This window comes from Streptomyces sp. NBC_00457 (genome assembly GCF_036014015.1).
In the GTDB taxonomy this organism is placed as follows: Bacteria; Actinomycetota; Actinomycetes; order Streptomycetales; family Streptomycetaceae; genus Streptomyces.
The window spans coordinates 5,484,652-5,502,999 of the sequence record NZ_CP107905.1; the positions used below are offsets into that span (position 1 = coordinate 5,484,652).

The 18,348-nt window shown below is 70.2% G+C and carries 17 protein-coding genes and 1 tRNA gene; 13 read left to right on the forward strand and 5 right to left on the reverse strand.

Translation table 11 applies throughout. From position 1 onward, the window contains the following. Positions 1 to 142 precede the first annotated feature (142 nt). From paaA to OG828_RS24925, 6 genes are all read left to right on the forward strand, one after another. The gene (gene paaA / locus OG828_RS24900) at positions 143 to 1,171 is read left to right on the forward strand and encodes a 1,2-phenylacetyl-CoA epoxidase subunit PaaA (protein WP_328502381.1); all 1,029 of its coding nucleotides are present in this window, start codon (positions 143 to 145) and stop codon (positions 1,169 to 1,171) included. Continuing rightward, positions 1,168 to 1,455 carry a 1,2-phenylacetyl-CoA epoxidase subunit PaaB gene (gene paaB, locus OG828_RS24905; RefSeq protein WP_073944895.1) on the forward strand — a complete coding sequence of 96 codons (288 nt, stop codon included), beginning with the start codon at positions 1,168 to 1,170 and terminating at the stop codon, positions 1,453 to 1,455. Before paaA ends, paaB begins: the two co-directional genes overlap by 4 nt. After that, positions 1,452 to 2,171 (forward strand): 1,2-phenylacetyl-CoA epoxidase subunit PaaC, encoded by a 720-nt coding sequence (gene paaC, locus OG828_RS24910; protein WP_328502382.1) that lies wholly within the window; start codon positions 1,452 to 1,454, stop codon positions 2,169 to 2,171. The genes paaB and paaC overlap by 4 nt, the downstream gene beginning before the upstream one ends. Continuing rightward, positions 2,165 to 2,680, forward strand: a complete 516-nt coding sequence (gene paaD / locus OG828_RS24915; RefSeq protein WP_328502383.1) for a 1,2-phenylacetyl-CoA epoxidase subunit PaaD — start codon at positions 2,165 to 2,167, stop codon at positions 2,678 to 2,680. The genes paaC and paaD overlap by 7 nt, the downstream gene beginning before the upstream one ends. Continuing rightward, entirely contained in the window at positions 2,680 to 3,738 is a 1,059-nt protein-coding gene (locus OG828_RS24920; RefSeq protein ID WP_328502384.1) for a 2Fe-2S iron-sulfur cluster-binding protein, read from the forward strand. Before paaD ends, OG828_RS24920 begins: the two co-directional genes overlap by 1 nt. A 151-nt stretch (positions 3,739 to 3,889) precedes the next feature. Continuing rightward, the gene (locus OG828_RS24925; protein ID WP_328502385.1) at positions 3,890 to 5,023 is read left to right on the forward strand and encodes an acyl-CoA dehydrogenase family protein; all 1,134 of its coding nucleotides are present in this window, start codon (positions 3,890 to 3,892) and stop codon (positions 5,021 to 5,023) included. Between the two features lie 278 nt (positions 5,024 to 5,301). Here the strand turns inward: OG828_RS24925 and OG828_RS24930 are convergent, their stop codons facing one another. The 4 genes from OG828_RS24930 to OG828_RS24945 form a co-directional block, all read right to left on the reverse strand. Continuing rightward, positions 5,302 to 5,631 carry a rhodanese-like domain-containing protein gene (locus tag OG828_RS24930; RefSeq protein ID WP_328442399.1) on the reverse strand — a complete coding sequence of 110 codons (330 nt, stop codon included), beginning with the start codon at positions 5,629 to 5,631 and terminating at the stop codon, positions 5,302 to 5,304. 58 nt (positions 5,632 to 5,689) lie between these two features. Further along, the gene (locus OG828_RS24935) at positions 5,690 to 6,616 is read right to left on the reverse strand and encodes a hypothetical protein (RefSeq protein ID WP_443062431.1); all 927 of its coding nucleotides are present in this window, start codon (positions 6,614 to 6,616) and stop codon (positions 5,690 to 5,692) included. Positions 6,617 to 6,799: 183 nt separating this feature from the next. Then, complete coding sequence (locus OG828_RS24940; RefSeq protein ID WP_328502386.1) at positions 6,800 to 8,233, reverse strand: DUF2252 domain-containing protein; 1,434 nt, start codon at positions 8,231 to 8,233, stop codon at positions 6,800 to 6,802. Positions 8,234 to 8,379: 146 nt separating this feature from the next. Beyond that, the gene (locus OG828_RS24945) at positions 8,380 to 8,742 is read right to left on the reverse strand and encodes a winged helix-turn-helix transcriptional regulator (protein ID WP_328360944.1); all 363 of its coding nucleotides are present in this window, start codon (positions 8,740 to 8,742) and stop codon (positions 8,380 to 8,382) included. A gap of 122 nt (positions 8,743 to 8,864) precedes the next feature. Between OG828_RS24945 and OG828_RS24950 the strand changes: the two genes are divergently transcribed. Beyond that, complete coding sequence (locus OG828_RS24950) at positions 8,865 to 9,518, forward strand: FMN-dependent NADH-azoreductase (RefSeq protein WP_328360947.1); 654 nt, start codon at positions 8,865 to 8,867, stop codon at positions 9,516 to 9,518. 129 nt (positions 9,519 to 9,647) lie between these two features. Here the strand turns inward: OG828_RS24950 and OG828_RS24955 are convergent. Continuing rightward, positions 9,648 to 9,731 (reverse strand) — tRNA-Leu (locus OG828_RS24955). A 473-nt stretch (positions 9,732 to 10,204) separates the two neighbouring features. Between OG828_RS24955 and OG828_RS24960 the strand changes: the two genes are divergently transcribed. The 6 genes from OG828_RS24960 (at position 10,205) to pknB (ending at position 18,348) form a co-directional block, all read left to right on the forward strand. After that, positions 10,205 to 11,065 carry an FhaA domain-containing protein gene (locus OG828_RS24960; RefSeq protein ID WP_210573383.1) on the forward strand — a complete coding sequence of 287 codons (861 nt, stop codon included), beginning with the start codon at positions 10,205 to 10,207 and terminating at the stop codon, positions 11,063 to 11,065. Positions 11,066 to 11,075: 10 nt separating this feature from the next. Then, positions 11,076 to 11,594: an FHA domain-containing protein FhaB/FipA gene (locus OG828_RS24965; protein ID WP_210573385.1), complete on the forward strand. Its 519-nt coding sequence runs from the start codon at positions 11,076 to 11,078 to the stop codon at positions 11,592 to 11,594. A gap of 120 nt (positions 11,595 to 11,714) precedes the next feature. Beyond that, entirely contained in the window at positions 11,715 to 13,253 is a 1,539-nt protein-coding gene (locus tag OG828_RS24970) for a Stp1/IreP family PP2C-type Ser/Thr phosphatase (protein ID WP_328360958.1), read from the forward strand. 27 nt (positions 13,254 to 13,280) lie between these two features. Continuing rightward, positions 13,281 to 14,717, forward strand: coding sequence for an FtsW/RodA/SpoVE family cell cycle protein (locus OG828_RS24975; protein WP_328360961.1), 1,437 nt, complete (start codon positions 13,281 to 13,283; stop codon positions 14,715 to 14,717). Next, positions 14,714 to 16,183 carry a peptidoglycan D,D-transpeptidase FtsI family protein gene (locus tag OG828_RS24980; RefSeq protein ID WP_328360964.1) on the forward strand — a complete coding sequence of 490 codons (1,470 nt, stop codon included), beginning with the start codon at positions 14,714 to 14,716 and terminating at the stop codon, positions 16,181 to 16,183. Before OG828_RS24975 ends, OG828_RS24980 begins: the two co-directional genes overlap by 4 nt. 173 nt (positions 16,184 to 16,356) lie before the next feature. Further along, entirely contained in the window at positions 16,357 to 18,348 is a 1,992-nt protein-coding gene (gene pknB / locus OG828_RS24985) for a Stk1 family PASTA domain-containing Ser/Thr kinase (protein ID WP_328502387.1), read from the forward strand.

Below are 18,348 nucleotides of genomic sequence, written 5' to 3' on the forward strand. Positions count from 1 at the left end.
CGGGCCGGTTGTCCACAGGTGGTCCCGGCAGGTTATCCACAGCGGTTGACACCTTACGGCGGCCGTCACACCATGGAATCGCACGAACCGAACGATCGGTCGGGAGCAGGTTCCAGGCAGAGCCCAAGGTCGAGGGGGCCCCATGGCGACAGCAGCCGCGCAGCAGACGGCCGGCACACAGGCGTACGGCGCAGAAGACGGCACCGTCGGCACGGCGGCGTACGAGCGCGCCTTCGACGCCGCGGTGGCCGCCGACGAGCGCATCGAGCCGCGCGACTGGATGCCGGACGCCTATCGCGCGACGCTGGTGCGGCAGATCGCCCAGCATGCGCACTCCGAGATCATCGGCATGCAGCCCGAGGCGAACTGGATCACGCGCGCGCCGTCCCTGCGCCGCAAGGCCATCCTGATGGCCAAGGTCCAGGACGAGGCGGGGCACGGCCTGTATCTCTACAGCGCGGCCGAGACCCTCGGCACCGGCCGCGACGAGCTGTTGGACAAGCTCCACACCGGCCGCCAGAAGTACTCCTCGATCTTCAACTACCCCACTCTGACCTGGGCGGACGTCGGCGCGATCGGCTGGCTGGTGGACGGCGCCGCGATCACCAACCAGGTTCCCCTGTGCCGCTGCTCATACGGCCCGTACGCGCGCGCGATGGTCCGCATCTGCAAGGAGGAGTCCTTCCACCAGCGCCAGGGGTACGAGCTGCTGCTCGCCCTCGGCCGCGGCACCCCGGAGCAGCACGCCATGGCGCAGGACGCGGTGGACCGCTGGTGGTGGCCGTCCCTGATGATGTTCGGCCCGCCCGACGACGAGTCAGCGCACTCCGCGCAGTCGATGGCGTGGAAGATCAAGCGCCATTCGAACGACGAGCTGCGCCAGCGCTTCGTCGACATCTGCGTGCCCCAGGCCGAGTCCCTGGGCCTGACGCTCCCCGACCCGGACCTGAGGTGGAACGAGGAGCGGGGGCACCACGACTTCGGCCCGATCGACTGGTCGGAGTTCTGGGCCGTCCTCAAGGGCAACGGCCCGTGCAACGAACAGCGCATCACCCAGCGCAGGCAGGCGCACGACGAAGGCGCATGGGTCCGGGAGGCCGCCGCGGCGTACGCGGCCAAGCACACGGCCCCTTCCTCGCGCGCCCATGAGACGGGAGCGGCACACGCATGACGAACACCGACTGGCCCCTGTGGGAGGTCTTCGTACGCTCCCGCCGCGGCCTCTCGCACACCCACGCCGGCAGCCTGCACGCGCCGGACGCGGAGCTCGCCCTGCGCAACGCGCGCGATCTGTACACCCGGCGCGGCGAGGGAGTCTCGATCTGGGTCGTGCCGTCGTCCGCGATCACGGCGTCCTCACCGGACGAGAAGGACCCGTTCTTCGAGCCGGCCGCCGACAAGCCGTACCGGCACCCGACGTTCTACGAGATCCCGGAAGGGGTGAAGCACCTGTGACCGTCGCCGTTCCCACCACGGCCGCGCTCGCCCTCGGCGACGACGCGCTGGTGCTCTCCCACCGCCTGGGCGAGTGGGCGGGCCACGCTCCCGTGCTCGAGGAGGAGGTCGCCCTCGCCAATATCGCCCTCGACCTGCTGGGCCAGGCCCGGGTCCTGCTGTCGATGGTCGGCGACGAGGACGAGCTGGCCTATCTGCGCGAGGAGCGCGCCTTCCGCAACCTCCAGCTGGTCGAGCAGCCGAACGGCGACTTCGCCCACACCATCGTCCGCCAGCTGTACTTCTCCACCTACCAGCACCTGCTCTACGCCCGCCTCGCCACCGCGGACGGCCCCTTCGCGCCGCTCGCCGCGAAGGCCGTCAAGGAGGTCGCCTACCACCGCGACCACGCCGAGCAGTGGACGCTTCGGCTCGGCGACGGCACAGAGGTCAGCCATGAGCGGACGCAGCGCGCGTGCGAGGCGCTGTGGCGGTTCACCGGCGAGATGTTCCGGCCGGTCGAGGGCCTGGATGTGGACGCGGAGGAGTTGCAGGCCGCCTGGCTGAAGTCCGTGTCGAGCATCCTCGACCGCGCCACCCTGATCGTGCCGGAAGGGCCGCGGTCCGGTGCGTGGACCGCCGGGGCGGGCCGTCAGGGCCTGCACACCGAGCCCTTCGGGCGGATGCTGGCCGAGATGCAGCATCTGCACCGCAGCCACCCGGGGGCGTCATGGTGACCCTCACTGCCCTGGAGGCAGAACTCCTCGAGGTCGCCGGTGCGGTGCCCGACCCCGAACTGCCCGTGCTCACCCTCCAGGAGCTGGGCGTCCTGCGCGCGGTGCACGTGCGCGGCACGGACTCGGTGGAGGTCGAGCTGACCCCGACGTACACCGGCTGCCCGGCGATCGAGGCGATGTCCCTGGACATAGAGCGGGCGCTGCACGAGCACGGCATAGGGCAGGTGTCGGTCCGTACGGTGCTCTCGCCCGCCTGGTCGACGGACGACATCTCGGCCGAAGGGCGCCGCAAACTGCGGGAGTTCGGCATCGCACCGCCGCGGGTGCGGGAGGCGTCCGAGCCGGTGCTGATCGAGCTGGGCCCGACCCGCACCACGGATCCCGTTCTCTGCCCGCACTGCGGATCGGCGGACACCGAGCTGCTCAGCCGGTTCTCCTCCACCGCGTGCAAGGCGCTGCGACGGTGTCTGTCCTGCCGCGAACCGTTCGACCACTTCAAGGAGTTGTGATGGCCCGCTTCCACACGCTCCCGGTGGCCGCCGTCGACCGGCTCACCGACGACTCGGTGACCCTCACCCTCACCGTGCCGCCGGAACTGCAGGAGGAGTACCGCCACTCCCCGGGCCAGCATCTCGCGCTGCGCCGCAGGGCCGACGGTACGGAGATACGGCGCACCTACTCGATCTGCTCCCCGGCGCCCGGCCCCGAGGGTCCACGGACCCTGCGGGTGGGGGTGCGGCTGGTGGAGGGCGGGGCCTTCTCGACGTACGCGCTCAAGGAGATCAACGTCGGTGACGAGCTGGAGGTGATGACCCCGGCCGGCCGTTTCACGCTGGAGCCCGCGCCCGGTCTGTATGCCGCGATCGTCGGCGGCAGTGGCATCACCCCGGTCCTGTCGATCGTCTCGACGCTGCTGGCGCGTGAGCCCGCGGCCCGGTTCTGCCTGATCCGCAGCGACCGTACGTCCGCCTCGACGATGTTCCTGGAGGATGTCGCCGACCTGAAGGACCGCTACCCCGAGCGGCTGCAGCTGGTGACGGTGCTCTCCCGGGAGGAACAGCAGGCGGGTCTGCCGTCCGGGCGGCTCGACCAGGACCGGCTCACCGGGCTGCTGCCGGCGCTGCTGCCGGTGGACGACGTGGCGGGCTGGTTCCTGTGCGGGCCGTACGGGCTGGTGCAGGGGGCCGAGCGGGCCTTGCGCGGACTCGGAGTGGCGCGGAGCCGCATCCACGAGGAGATCTTCCACGTGGACCCCTTGACCACCCTCGCGACTCAGGTCCCGGCCCCCGCCCACAGCGCCGTGACGGCACGGCTCGACGGCCGCGGCGGAACCTGGCCCGTCCAGGACGGCGAGTCCCTGCTGGAGACGGTCCTGCGCAACCGGCCCGACGCGCCCTACGCCTGCAAGGGCGGGGTGTGCGGGACATGCCGGGCCTTCCTGGTCTCCGGCGAGGTGCGGATGGACCGCAACTTCGCGCTGGAGCCGGAGGAGACGGAGTCGGGGTATGTGCTGGCGTGCCAGTCGCATCCGGTGACGGAGAAGGTGGAGCTGGACTTCGACCGCTGAGCGCTCCGCCGGCTGTGTCGGGCGCTGCCCGGCCGTTCCTTCGTCAGGGCCGTCACCCTTACCCGGCGCCACCCACCCGTTCCCTTCTCCTAGAACCTGTTCTATCTTGACGCACCGTCAGGTCAGCGGATGCGCCGGAGGGACAGGGACTGTGGACTTCACCTTCACCGAGGAGCAGCAGGCGGCGGCCGAGGCGGCGCGGGGAGTGTTCGGCGGGGTCGCGCCGGATGCCGTGCCCAGCCCGGCGCTCACCCTGGGCGCCGTGGCCGACGACTTCGACCGGGAGCTGTGGGCGAGGCTGGCCGACGCGGACCTGCTGAGCCTGCTCCTCGCCCCGGAGTACGGCGGGGCGGGCCTCGACGCCGTCGCGCTGTGCCTCGTCCTGCGGGAGTCGGCGAAGGTGCTGGCGAGGGTGCCGCTGCTGGAGAGCTGCGCGGCCGCCGCGGCCGTACAGGCTTATGGCGGCGAGGAGTTGAGGTCCGAGCTGCCGGCGCGGGCGGGGCGGGGTGAGGTGGTCCTGACCGTCGCCGCCGCCGGCCGTACCGGGCACGACCCGGCCGAACTCGCCGTCACCGCACGCCAGGAGGGCGACCACTGGACGCTGGACGGGCTGCAGACGGCGGTGCCCTGGGCATACAACGCGGACTTCATCCTCGTACCGGCCCGGACGGACGCCGACCGGACCGTCCTCGCGGTGGTGCCCCGGCTCCACGAGGGGGTCGTGCTCGCCGAGCAGTTCTCCACGAACGGGGAGCGGCTGGCCGAACTGCGCCTGGACTCCGCGCGGATCGCGGCCCGCGATGTCATCGACGCCGACGGCGCCTGGGAGTGGCTGCGCGATCTCCTGACCACCGGGACCTGCGCGCTGGCCCTCGGGCTCGGCTCCCAGGTACTGCGGATGACCAGTGAATACACGGGCAAGCGCGAGCAGTTCGGCTTCCCGGTGGCCACGTTCCAGGCGGTCGCCGTGCAGGCCGCCGACCGCTATATCGACCTGCGCGCGATGGAGGCCACGCTGTGGCAGGCCGCATGGCGGATCGCGTCGGGGGCGCCGGGGGCACTGCCTGCTGCCGGGGACGTGGCCGTCGCGAAGATCTGGGCGGGGGACGGCGTACGGCGCATCGTGCAGACCGCGCAGCATCTGCACGGCGGTTTCGGTGCCGACACCGACTATCCGCTGCACCGGTATCACGCCTGGGCCAAGCACCTGGAGCTGTCGCTCGGCCCGGCGGCGGCACACGAGGAGGCACTGGGCGATCTGCTGGCGGCGCATCCGCTGGGCTGACACGCCGACACGGCCGCCCGAGCCGCAAAGCCCCGGCGACCGCCGACGGTGCCGCACAGCCATGGCGGCCACAGCCCGAGCGCAGAGCCCTGGCGAGGGCAGCCCGGGCAGCGATACCAGGACGACCGCCGCGCCCGCGTCACGGAGCCCGAAGGCCCGCGCCCACGTCACGGAGCCTGAGGGCCCGGAACTCAGGGCCGGGAGCCCGAAGGCCAGGAACCCGAAGGCCAGGAACCCGAGGGCCCGCAGCCCCAGCGCCCGTTCCTGCAGGCCAGCCCCTAGAGGACGTACCCAGGCTGTCCCTGGTCCGTCACGACCGGTCGGCCCGTGTGGGCCCACATCTCCATGCCGCCGTCGACGTTCACGGCGTCGATGCCCTGCTGGACGAGGTACATCGTGACCTGGGCCGAACGCCCGCCGGAACGGCAGATCACATGGACCCTGCCGTCCTGCGGCGCCGCCTCGGTCACCTCGCCGTACCGGGCCACGAACTCGCTGATGGGGACGTGCAGTGCCCCTTCGGCGTGACCCGCCTGCCACTCGTCGTCCTCGCGGACGTCCAGCAGGAAGTCGCCGTCCTTGAGGTCTGAGACCTCGACCGTGGGCACACCAGCTCCGAAACTCATGCCCCCGACGCTACCGGACCGCCCGCACGGCCCGACGCGGCTACCGCAGCAGCTCCACCAGCTTCGCCTCGCGCTCGGCGACCTGGGCCAGCAGCTGCTCGGCGACCTCCTCCAGAAGGCGGTCGGGGTCGTCCGGGGCGATCCGGAGCATGGCGCCGATCGCGCTCTCCTCCAGTTCGCGGGCGACGACCGCGATCAGTTCCTTGCGCTGGGCGAGCCATTCGAGGCGGGCGTAGAGCTCCTCGGCGGGGCTCGCCTGCCGCTCCTCGGGGACCGGCCCGGCGGCCCACTCCGCGGCCAGCTCCCGCAGCAGCGCCTCGTCGCCACGGCCGTAGGCGGCGTTGACCCGCGTGATGAACTCCTCACGCCGTTTGCGCTCGCCCTCCTCCTGCGCCAGGTCGGGGTGGGCCTTGCGGGCCAGCTCGCGGTAGAGCTTGCGGGCCTCGTCGCTGGGGCGCACCCGCTGCGGGGGCCGTACCGGCTGCTCGGTGAGCATCGCGGTGGCCTCCGGGGACAGCCCGTCCCCGTCCATCCAGCCGTGGAACAGCTCCTCGACGCCCGGCATCGGCATGACGCGCGCCCGTGCCTCGTCCGCCTTGCGCACGTCCTCGGGGTCGCCGGTGCGGGCGGCCACGGCCTCGGCGATCTGTGCGTCCAGTTCGTCGAGCCGGGCGTACATCGGGCCGAGCCTCTGATGGTGCAGCCGCGAGAAGTTCTCCACCTCCACCCGGAAGGTCTCCACCGCGATCTCATACTCGATGAGCGCCTGTTCAGCAGCGCGCACGGCCCGCTCCAGCCGCTCCTCGGGGCGGGGAGCGGCATCTTCGGACGCGGCACCAGTGTCTTCGGACGCGGCACCGGCGTCTTCGAGCCCGGCCGCACTGTCCTCGGCCCCGGGCAGGCCGTCGTCCGGCGTCACGCCCGCCTCTCCGGCGACGCCACCCTGCTCAGCTTCCGACCTCGTCACGCGACCAGCGTAGGCCACGCCTCGACCGACCCCGACGGCCTCAGCGCTCCGCTGGATATGCGGTTCGTTCGCCGCGGGATGGTGGGGGCTGGTCGCTCCCCCACTCTCGGCTTCGCTCGAGCGGGGCCCCCATCGCGGCGGAGCCGCATATCGACACAGCCCCGCGCCCCTTGCGGGGCGCGGTCACACCCCTGTCTCCGCCTTGAGCCGCCCCGCCCGCACCGCCGCCACCAGCTCCGCGTGGTCCGCCTCCGTGCGGTCGGCGTAGGCCACCGCGAACGTCGCCATCGCCTCGTCCAGTTCCTCGTTCTTGCCGCAGTAGCCGGAGATGAGGCGGGGGTCGGCGCTGTGGGAGTGGGCGCGGGCCAGGAGGGCGCCGGTCATACGGGCGTAGTCGTCTATCTGGTCGGTGGAGAGGGCGGCGGGGTCGACGCTGCCCTTGCGGTTGCGGAACTGGCGTACCTGGAAGGGGCGGCCCTCGACCGTCGTCCAGCCCAGCAGGATGTCGCTGACGACCTGCATCCGCTTCTGGCCCAGCACCACACGGCGGCCCTCGTGGTCCACCTGGGGCGCCTCGAACCCCGCCGTCACCAGGTGCGGAACCAGCACCGAGGCCCTGGCCTCCTTCACCTGCAGCACCAGCGGCTCGCCCCGGTGGTCCAGCAGCAGGACGACGTACGACCGCGTGCCCACGCTGCCCGTGCCGACCACCCGGAAGGCCACGTCGTGCACCGTGTGCCGGGCCAGCAGGGGGAGGCGGTCCTCGGAGAGCGTCGTCACATACTCCTCCAAGGACACCGCCACGGCTGCCGCCTCCGCGTCCGGCACCTGCCGCAGCACCGGAGGGGCGTCGACGAACCGCCGTCCGCCGTCCTCGGTCGGCACCGTCGACCGCTCCGCGAAGCGCCCGCTGGTGTTGGCACGTGCCTTCTCGGAGACCCGCTCCAGCGTGCCGAGCAGGTCATGGGCGTCGGTGTGGGAGACGAGTTCCTCGTCCGCGATGGCGTTCCACGCGTCCAGGACCGGGAGCTTGGCCAGCAGCCGCATGGTGCGGCGGTAGGAGCCCACCGTGTCGTGCGCCGCCTTGCGGCAGGTGTCCTCGTCGGCGCCCGCCTCCCGGGCCGCGAGCACCAGCGAGGCGGCGAGCCGCTTGAGGTCCCACTCCCAGGGGCCGTGGACGGTTTCGTCGAAGTCGTTCAGATCGATGACCAGGCGGCCGCTCGCGTCGCCGTAGAGCCCGAAGTTGGCCGCGTGGGCGTCGCCGCAGATCTGGGCGCGGATCCGGGTCATGGGGGTGCGGGCCAGGTCGTAGGCCATCAGGCCCGCGGAGCCGCGCAGGAAGGCGAAGGGGGTCGCCGCCATGCGGCCGATCCGCAGCGGCGTGAGTTCGGGAAGCCGGCCGCGGCTGGACTCCTCGACCGCGCTCACCGCGTCGGGGCGGGAGCCGTCCAGGTCGAGCGCGGCGTGTGTGCTCCGCGGAACCAGCCTGCGCAGCGCCTTGCCCTCTTCCTTCGGCGACTGAGTCCCCGCGGCGGACCACTGGCCGAAACCCCGCACGCGCGGCAGCCGGCGCACCGCCCCGGCCTCCACGGCAGCCCCCTGGACCGCCTCAGCCATACCCGCATCCACCTGGGTCACAACGACCGCCTCCCCCGCACGCGCACGAACATCAACTCGTGCCGACCGTACAACCGGCAGCCAGAACGCGTCAGACCCTGTGGACAACTCCACAGCTGTGGAAAACCCGTCATCCGCGCCCGGGGCTAACAGCCGCCGCCCCGCTCGCCCTCCGGCAGATGCTTCTCCGCCCACTCGCCGAGCTCCCGCAGGGCGGGCCCCAGCGCCGCTCCTGCCTCCGTCAGGCGGTACGACACCCGCAGCGGCGGGCCCTCGTCGACCTCGCGCACCAGGAGTCCCGCGGCGCCGAGTTCGGTGAGCCGGTCGGAGAGCATGCGCTCGCTGATCCCGGGGACGGCCCGGCGCAGATCGGCGAAGTGCGTGGGCTGTTCCACCAGCACGGACACGATCGGGCCGGTCCAGCGCTTGCCGAGCAGCTGGAAGACACGGCTGATGCCGCCGTCCACCTGCTTGCACATCGATTCGTCGTGAATCCGCTCACCCGCCATGGGTTCAGGGTACTGCCCCGACGTACGGGGATGAAAAAAAGTAAGTACCTGTGTTATCCATAGTTGAGTACGAAAACTTAGCCCGCCGTTCCCGTGCGGGCACCGCTCTCCTTGGAGACCCCATGGCCACGCTGCTCCACATCGACTCGTCCGTGTTCCCCAGCGGCGCCTCCGCGTCCCGCGCCGTCACGGACGCCTTCCGCACGACCTGGGAGGAACAGCACCCCGAGGGCACGGTGATCTACCGCGATCTCTCCGTGAGCCCCGTGCCGCACATCACCGCCGACGCCCACACCGCCGGCTTCGCCGACCCGGCCGCGCACAGCCCCGAGCAGGAAGCCGCGTTCGCGGAGCGCCTGCAGCTGATCGAGGAGCTGGAGCAGGCGGACGCCGTGCTGATCGGCGCCCCGATGTACAACTACGCGATCCCGTCCACCCTGAAGGCCTGGCTTGACCATGTGATCCTGATGGGCCGCACCTCGGCCACCGAGGACTCGAAGGTCAAGGGCACCCCGGTCACCGTGGTCGCCAGCCGCGGCGGCTCCTACGCTCCGGGCACCCCGCGCGCGGGTTCCGAGTATGTACAGAACTACCTGTCGGCGATCTTCGCCGACACCCTCGCCATGGACCTCGACTTCATCGTCCCGGAGCTCACCATGGCCCCGCACAACCCGGCGATGGCCGAGCTGGTCCCCCTCTTCGAGGCCTCCCGCGAACGCGCCCTCGAAGACGCCGCCGCCAAGGCCAAGAGGCTGGCGCAGCGCTTCGCCGCGTAACAGCCTTCGAGGGCGTCCACAGGGTGAGTCCGCGGTGTGATTGTCCTCTCACCCGCGGCCCCTCGTCCCGCCCGTCCGGGGAACGCAAAAGCCCCGCAGGTCCGAGACCTGCGGGGCTTTTGTCTGATGTGCGCGAGGGGGGAGTTGAACCCCCACGCCCTTGCGGGCACTGGAACCTGAATCCAGCGCGTCTGCCTATTCCGCCACCCGCGCATTGGGTGTGTCCTCGGGCCCTTCCCCCATGGGGTTTGGCGCCCTCCGACACGCAGAACATTAGCACGCCGGCCAGGGTGGGTTCACATCCCTTATCCCGGGGAAGCCGCCGACCAGCGACGTCTGTGCCGTCGGCCGGACCGGGCGGCAAACCTCCGAACCCCGGGCTACGTATCAACGTGTACCGGTTCACGTATCAACCTCGTACCGGTACCGGCCGTCTCCCCAGGAGCCGGTCGGGGTCCACAGTCAGGTGCGGGACACTTGTCTGCGGCCGCCTCTACGATCCTTGTCAGGACTGTGTCCCCGAGGGAGTTCGAAGGGGACCTGAGGAGGGAACTTCGTCAGGCGTCGACAACCGCCGACTGGGCCGACAGGGGGAACCAGCCGATTCACCGGCGCGTGGATACGATCAGTAAGCAGTACCAGGTAAGAAGCAGTACACAGGACGACAGCCTAGGAGGAGGTGCCCCATGGGAGTCCTGAAGAAGTTCGAGCAGCGTCTCGAAGGTCTGGTCAACGGCACCTTTGCCAAGGTCTTCAAGTCCGAGGTGCAGCCCGTGGAGATCGCGGGCGCGCTCCAGCGCGAGTGCGACAACAACGCCACCATCTGGAACCGCGACCGCACCGTCGTACCCAATGACTTCATCGTGGAACTGAGCACGCCCGACTTCGAGCGGCTCAGCCCCTACTCCGGCCAGCTCGGCGACGAGCTCGCCGGCATGGTGCGCGACTACGCCAAGCAGCAGCGCTACACCTTCATGGGCCCCATCAAGGTCAACCTGGAGAAGGCGGACGACCTCGACACCGGTCTGTACCGGGTGCGCAGCCGTACGCTCGCGTCCTCCACCGACCAGCAGGCCCCGGCAGGCGCCCCCGCGGCCCCGCCGGCCGCCGGACGCCCCGGCGGCGGGTACGGCTACCCGCAGCCCGCCGCGCCCGCGGGCGCCCCGCCCATGCCGGCCGCGCCGCCGCCCGGCGGCCGCCCCGGCGGTTACGGCTACCCGCAGCCCGCGGGCGGCCAGCGTCCCGCCGCCCCCGCGGCCGGCGGCCGCACCCGCTACTGGATCGAGATCAACGGCACCCGCCATCAGATCTCCCGCGCGACGCTGGTGCTGGGCCGCAGCACCGAGGCCGACGTGCGGATCGACGACCCCGGCGTCTCCCGCCGGCACTGCGAGATCCGGACCGGAACGCCCTCGACGATCCAGGATCTCGGGTCCACCAACGGCATCGTGGTGGACGGGCAGCACACCACCCGCGCTACGCTCCGCGACGGCTCGCGGATCGTCGTGGGCAGTACCACCATCATTTACCGGCAAGCCGAAGGGTGAAGCGGGGGCAATGTCAGAGCTGACCCTCACGGTCATGCGGCTGGGTTTCCTGGCCGTACTGTGGCTGTTCGTGATCGTGGCCGTGCAGGTCATCCGCAGCGACCTGTTCGGAACGCGTGTCACGCAGCGCGGCTCACGGCGGGAAGCGGGCCGGCAGCAGCAGGCCGCCGCCCGTCAGGCGGCGCCTCCGCAGCAGCGCCAGCAACCCGCCACCGGCGGTCGCAGGGGCCGTAACGCCCCGACGAAGCTCGTCGTGTCCGAGGGCACCCTCACCGGCACGACCGTCGCGCTGCAGGGCCAGACCATCACCCTGGGCCGGGCGCACGACAGCACGATCGTGCTGGACGACGACTACGCCTCCAGCCGCCATGCCAGGATCTATCCGGACCGCGACGGCCAGTGGATCGTCGAGGACCTGGGCTCCACCAACGGCACGTACCTGGACCGGTCCCGGCTGACGACCCCCACACCGATCCCGCTGGGCGCGCCGATCCGCATCGGCAAGACCGTCATCGAGCTGCGGAAGTAGTACGACAATGAGCGAGCGGAGCGAGCACGCAGCGGCGGTCCACACCCCGGACCCCGGCGCGCTCCCGACCGGAGGGTGGGCACCGTGCGGATGTACCCGGAGCCGACGGGCGAGGTGCGCATGAGTCTGTCTTTGCGCTTCGCCGCCGGATCGCACAAAGGCATGATCCGGGAAGGCAACGAGGACTCCGGATACGCCGGTCCCCGGCTGCTCGCCATCGCCGACGGCATGGGCGGCGCCGCGGCCGGCGAGGTAGCCTCCTCCGAGGCGATCTCCACGATCGTCGCCCTCGACGACGACGTCCCCGGCTCCGACATCCTCACCTCGCTCGGTACGGCCGTACAGCGCGCCAACGACCAGCTGCGCGCGATGGTCGAAGAAGACCCGCAGCTGGAGGGCATGGGGACCACCCTCACCGCCCTGCTGTGGACCGGGCAGCGGCTCGGTCTCGTCCACGTCGGCGACTCGCGCGCGTATCTGCTCCGCGACGGCGTCCTCACTCAGATCACCCAGGACCACACCTGGGTGCAGCGGCTGGTCGACGAGGGCCGCATCACCGAAGAGGAAGCCACCACCCACCCCCAACGCTCCCTGCTGATGCGGGCGTTGGGCAGCGGCGACCACGTCGAGCCCGACCTCTCCATCCGCGAAGTCCGCGCGGGCGACCGCTACTTGATCTGCTCCGACGGCCTCTCCGGCGTCGTCTCCCACCAGACGCTCGAGGACACCCTCGCCAGCTACCAGGGCCCCCAGGAGACCGTGCAGGAGCTGATCCAGCTCGCGCTGCGCGGCGGCGGCCCCGACAACATCACCGTCATCGTCGCCGATGTCCTCGACCTGGACACCGGCGACACCCTCGCCGGGCAGCTCTCCGACACCCCGGTCGTGGTCGGCGCGGTCGCCGAGAACCAGCATCAGCTGCACGACAACGGCATCATGCAGACCCCGGCCGGACGCGCCTCAGGACTCGGCCGTCAGGTCCCCGGCCAGGGCGGCGGCGAGTTCGGCCCGCCCGGCTCCGGCGACACCACCGGCTACATCCCCGAGGGCAGCTTCGGGGACTACACCGACGACGACTTCATCAAGCCGCGGCGGCGCGGCAGGTGGCTGAAAAGATCCCTCTACGGCGTCCTCGCGCTCGCCGTCATCGGCGGCGGGCTCTACGGCGGCTGGCGCTGGACGCAGACGCAGTACTACGTCGGCGTCAACGACGAGCATGTCGCCCTGTACCGCGGCATCAGCCAGGACCTGGCCTGGGTCTCGCTGTCGGACGTGGAGAAGGACCACCCCGAGATCGAACTCAAGTACCTGCCGCCGTACCAGCAGAAGCTCGTCGAGGGCACGATCGCCGAGGGCGACCTGAAACAGGCCCAGAAGAAGATCGACGAACTGGCCGTGCAGGCGTCCGCGTGCAAGAAGCGGTCCGAGCAGCAGGCGACCCAGAGCGAGAACAACTCCAAGACCGGCGAGGGCGAGGCCGGAGGCACCACGGGAACCACCCGTTCCTCCTTCACGTCCAAGGCGACACCGACACCCACCAATCCGCCGGGGACTACGGCTCCGAATCCATCAACGTCCCCGACCGCACCGACCCCCACGCCCGGCCCGACTCTCTCGGAGGAAGAGCAGAAGGTCGTCTCGCAGTGCGGTACGCAGTAGGCAAGCCGTGAGAGGCCCCGTCACACGATGAGCAGTTCTCCCAACACGTCGACGCACCACACGTCCACGATCGGCTCGATCGGCACCCCGAGCCGGCGCAACACCGAGCTCGCCCTGCTGGTGTTCGCCGTCCTCATCCCGGTCTTCGCCTACGCCAACGTCGGCCTCGCCATCAACGACGAGATCCCGGCCGGCCTGCTGAGCTACGGCCTGGGCCTCGGCCTCCTGGCCGGCGTCGCCCATCTCGTCGTACGCAAGTTCGCACCGTACGCGGACCCGCTGATGCTGCCCCTGGCCACACTGCTCAACGGCCTCGGGCTCGTCGCGATCTGGCGGCTGGACCAGTCCGAGCTGCTGAACGAGATCGGCGTCGCCGGCGGCAAGGCGACCAACCAGCTGCTGTACACGGCCATGGGCATCGCGCTGTTCGCCGTCGTGATGATCTTCCTCAAGGACCACCGGGTCCTGCAGCGCTACACCTACATCTCCATGGTCGGCGCGCTGGTCCTGCTGCTCCTGCCGCTCGTCCCGGGCCTCGGACTGGACGTCTTCGGCGCCAAGATCTGGATCAAGATCGGCTCCTTCACCATTCAGCCCGGTGAGTTCGCGAAGATCGTCCTCGCGGTCTTCTTCGCCGGCTACCTGATGGTCAAGCGGGACGCGCTCGCCCTCGCCAGCCGCCGCTTCATGGGCCTGTACCTGCCGCGCGGCCGCGACCTCGGCCCGATCCTCGTCGTCTGGGCGATCTCGATCCTCATCCTGGTCTTCGAGACCGACCTCGGTACGTCGCTGCTGTTCTTCGGAATGTTCGTCATCATGCTGTACGTCGCCACCGAGCGGACCAGCTGGATCGTCTTCGGTCTGATGATGTCCGCGGTCGGCGCTGTCGGCGTGGCCAGCTTCGAGCCCCACATCCAACAGCGCGTCGACGCCTGGCTCGACCCGATGCGCGAGTACACGCTCAGCCAGGAAGGCGTCTACGGCCACTCCGAGCAGGCGATGCAGGCGCTGTGGGCCTTCGGCTCCGGCGGCACCCTCGGCACCGGCTGGGGCCAGGGCCACTCCGAGCTCATCCGGTTCGCCGCCAACTCCGACTTCATCCTCGCCACCTTCGGCGAGGAACTGGGCCTGGCCGGCGTCATGGCGCTGCTGCTGCTGTACGGCCTGATCGTCGAGCGCGGTGTGCGCACCGCCCTCGCCGCCCGCGACCCGTTCGGCAAGCTGCTCGCCATCGGCCTGTCCGGCGCCTTCGCGCTGCAGGTCTTCGTCGTCGCCGGCGGCGTCATGGGCCTGATCCCGCTGACCGGTATGACCATGCCGTTCCTGGCGTACGGCGGTTCCTCCGTCATCGCCAACTGGGCGCTCATCGGCATCCTGATCAGAATCAGCGACACCGCCCGCCGCCCGGCCCCGGCCCCCGCACCCAACCCCGACGCCGAGATGACCCAGGTGGTTCGACCGTGAACAAGCCCCTGCGCCGGATCGCGCTCTTCTGCGGACTGCTGATCCTCACCCTGCTCATCCGGGACAACTGGCTGCAGTACGCCCAGGCCGACAGCCTCAGGGAAGACCCCAAGAACCGCCGCGTCGCCATCGCCCGCTACGCCACCCCGCGCGGCGACATCATCGTCGACGGCAAGGCCATCACCGGCCACGCCACGACCAAGGGCGACTTCAAGTACAAGCGCACCTACAAGGACGGCGCCATGTGGGCGCCCGTCACCGGCTTCGTCTCCCAGGCCTACGGTGCCAACCAGCTGGAGTCCATCGAGGACGGCATCCTCACCGGCAACGACGACCGGCTCTTCTTCCGCAACACCCTCGACATGATCACCGGCAAGGCGAAGGAGGGCGGCAATGTCGTCACCACCCTCAACGGCGCCGCGCAGAAAGCCGCGTACGACGGTCTGAAGGCCCAGGGCGGCAAGGGCGCCGTCGCCGCGATCGAACCGTCCACCGGCAAGATCCTGGCGCTGGCCTCCTTCCCGTCGTACGACCCCTCGACGATCGCCGGCGGCAGCACCTCGGACGAAGAAGCGTGGAAGAAGCTCCAGAAGAAGGCGAACCCCGACGACCCGATGCTGAACCGGGCGCTGCGCGAGGTCTACCCGCCCGGCTCCACCTTCAAGGTCGTCACCGCCGCCGCCGCGCTGGAGAACGGCCTGTACACGGACCCCGACGGCAAGACGGACACGCCGCTGCCGTGGACCATGCCGGGCACCACCACCGTGCTGAAGAACGACGGGAACATCCCCTGCAAGAACGCGACGCTCCGGGTCGCCCTGCAGTGGTCCTGCAACACCGTCTTCGGCAAGATCGGTTCCGACCTCGAGAACGAGAAGATGCTGGAACAGGCCAAGAAGTTCGGCTTCAACGAGGAGCAGTTCACGCCGGTCCGCACCAGCGCTTCCGTCTTCTCCGACGACATGAACAAGTCGCAGACCGCGCTGTCCTCCATCGGCCAGTTCAACACCGCCACGAGCCCGCTGCAGATGGCCATGGTCGCCTCGGCCGTCGCCAACGACGGTGAGCTGATGAAGCCGTACATGGTCGACGAACTCCAGGCGCCGAACGTCGACCCCGTCGAGAAGACCGAACCCGAGCCGATGAGCCGCCCGCTGTCGGCGAAGAACGCCCAGATCCTCCAGTCGATGATGGAGACCGTCGTCTCCGAAGGCACGGGCAAGAACGCACAGATCGACGGCGTCACCGTGGGCGGCAAGACCGGTACCGCCCAGCACGGCGTCGGGAACAGCAAGAACCCGTACGCCTGGTTCATCTCCTACGCCAAGACCGACGAGGGCTCACCGGTCGCCGTGGCCGTGGTCATCGAGGACGACAACGCCGTCCGTGAAGACATCTCCGGTGGTGGCCTCGCGGCGCCCATCGCGAAGAGCGTGATGGAGGCGGTCATCAACAGCAAGCGATGAGAACCCCGTCACGTCGCCTTCACATCGGCGCACGTTGCGATACCGGTCCTGTATCGGCTGACGGGCTTGGCCAGGTCACACAAAGCGAGCCGGGTACGGTAGGCCCGGACGGCAGCCTCCGGTCCGCACACGAGTGCGGATCGGGACCGACGGAGAGGGCTGGTAGGTAGCTTATGGAAGAGCCGCGTCGCCTCGGCGGCCGGTACGAGCTGGGCCAGGTGCTCGGCCGCGGTGGCATGGCGGAGGTCTACCTCGCCCATGACACCCGCCTCGGCCGCACCGTGGCAGTGAAGACGCTGCGCGCGGACCTCGCACGCGATCCGTCCTTCCAGGCCCGCTTCCGCCGGGAGGCCCAGTCGGCCGCCTCGCTCAACCACCCCGCGATCGTGGCGGTCTACGACACGGGCGAGGACTACATCGACAACGTGTCGATCCCGTACATCGTCATGGAGTACGTCGACGGCTCCACGCTCCGCGAGCTGCTGCACTCCGGCCGCAAACTGCTGCCGGAGCGCGCCATGGAGATGACCATCGGCATCCTCCAGGGCCTGGAGTACGCCCACCGCAACGGCATCGTCCACCGCGACATCAAGCCCGCCAACGTCATGCTGACGCGCAACGGCCAGGTCAAGGTGATGGACTTCGGCATCGCCCGCGCCATGGGCGACTCCGGCATGACGATGACCCAGACCGCCGCCGTCATCGGCACCGCACAGTACCTGTCGCCGGAGCAGGCGAAGGGCGAGCAGGTGGATGCCCGCTCGGACCTCTACTCGACCGGCTGCCTGCTGTACGAACTCCTCACCGTCCGCCCGCCGTTCGTGGGCGACTCCCCGGTGGCGGTCGCGTACCAGCACGTCCGGGAAGAGCCCCAGGCGCCGTCCGTCTTCGACCCCGAGATCACGCCCGAAATGGACGCGATCGTCCTGAAGGCGCTGACCAAGGACCCCGACTACCGCTACCAGTCCGCCGACGAGATGCGCGCCGACATCGAGGCCTGCCTCGACGGCCAGCCCGTCGCCGCCACGGCGGCCATGGGTTCCGTCGGCTACGGCGGCTACCCGGACGACCAGCCCACCACCGCCCTGCGCTCCGCCGACGCGGGCGCCACATCGATGCTGCCGCCGATGAACCCGGACGACGGCGGCTTCGGCTACGACGACCGCCCGGACCGGCGACGCCAGAAGAAGTCGAACACGTCGACGATCTTGCTGGTCCTCGCGGGTGTGCTGGTGCTGGTCGGTGCGGTGCTCATCGGCAAGTGGGTGGTCGACGGCTCCGGCGGCGCGAGCAACGACACCGTGGCGGTGCCGAACTTCGTGGACTTGTCGCTGGAAGACGCCCAGAAGCAGGCCAAGAACGCGGAGCTGACCCTCGACCCCACGGAGAAGGCCTGCGAGGAGACGCCCAAGGGCTCCATCTGCTCGCAGAGCCCGGAACCCCCGACCGAGGTCAAGAAGGGCAGCACGGTCGAGGTCGTGGTGTCGACGGGCTCTCCGAAGGTGGCCGTGCCGAGTGTCCTCGGCGACAGCTTCGAGGACGCCAAGGCGACGCTTGAAGACGACAAGTACCAGTTCAAGGTCGAGAAGAAGGAAGAGGTCTCGACCGAGGAAGTGGGCACGGTCCTGGACCAGGACCCGAATCTGGGCGAGGAAGTGGAGAAGGGCACCACGATCACCCTCACCGTCGCCAAGGCCGAGGAGAAGGCCACAGTCCCGGACGTCACCGGCGAGTCCTGTGACGCAGCTAAGGCGCGGATGGAGCAGAGCGACCTGATCGGCAACTGCGTCGACGTCGACACCGCCGACCCGAACCTGGTCGACAAGGTCATCAACACCACACCGACGGCCGGCTCCTCGCTCGACAAGGGCTCCACGGTCCAGATCAACATCGGCAAGGCGCAGCAGCAGACCCAGGTCCCGGACGTCCGCAACCAGACGGTCGCTCAGGCCAGGCAGCTGCTCCAGTCGCGCGGCTTCACGAACATCCAGTTCGCGGACGGCAGCGACGAGAGCGACACGGCGATCGTGATCGACCAGGACCCCGACGAGAACAGCGGCGTCGACGACCCCGCCGGCACGACGGTCACCCTCACGACCGTCGGCTTCGGCAACGGCGGTAACAACGGCAACGGCGGGATCATCGGAGGCAACGAGTCCGACTGA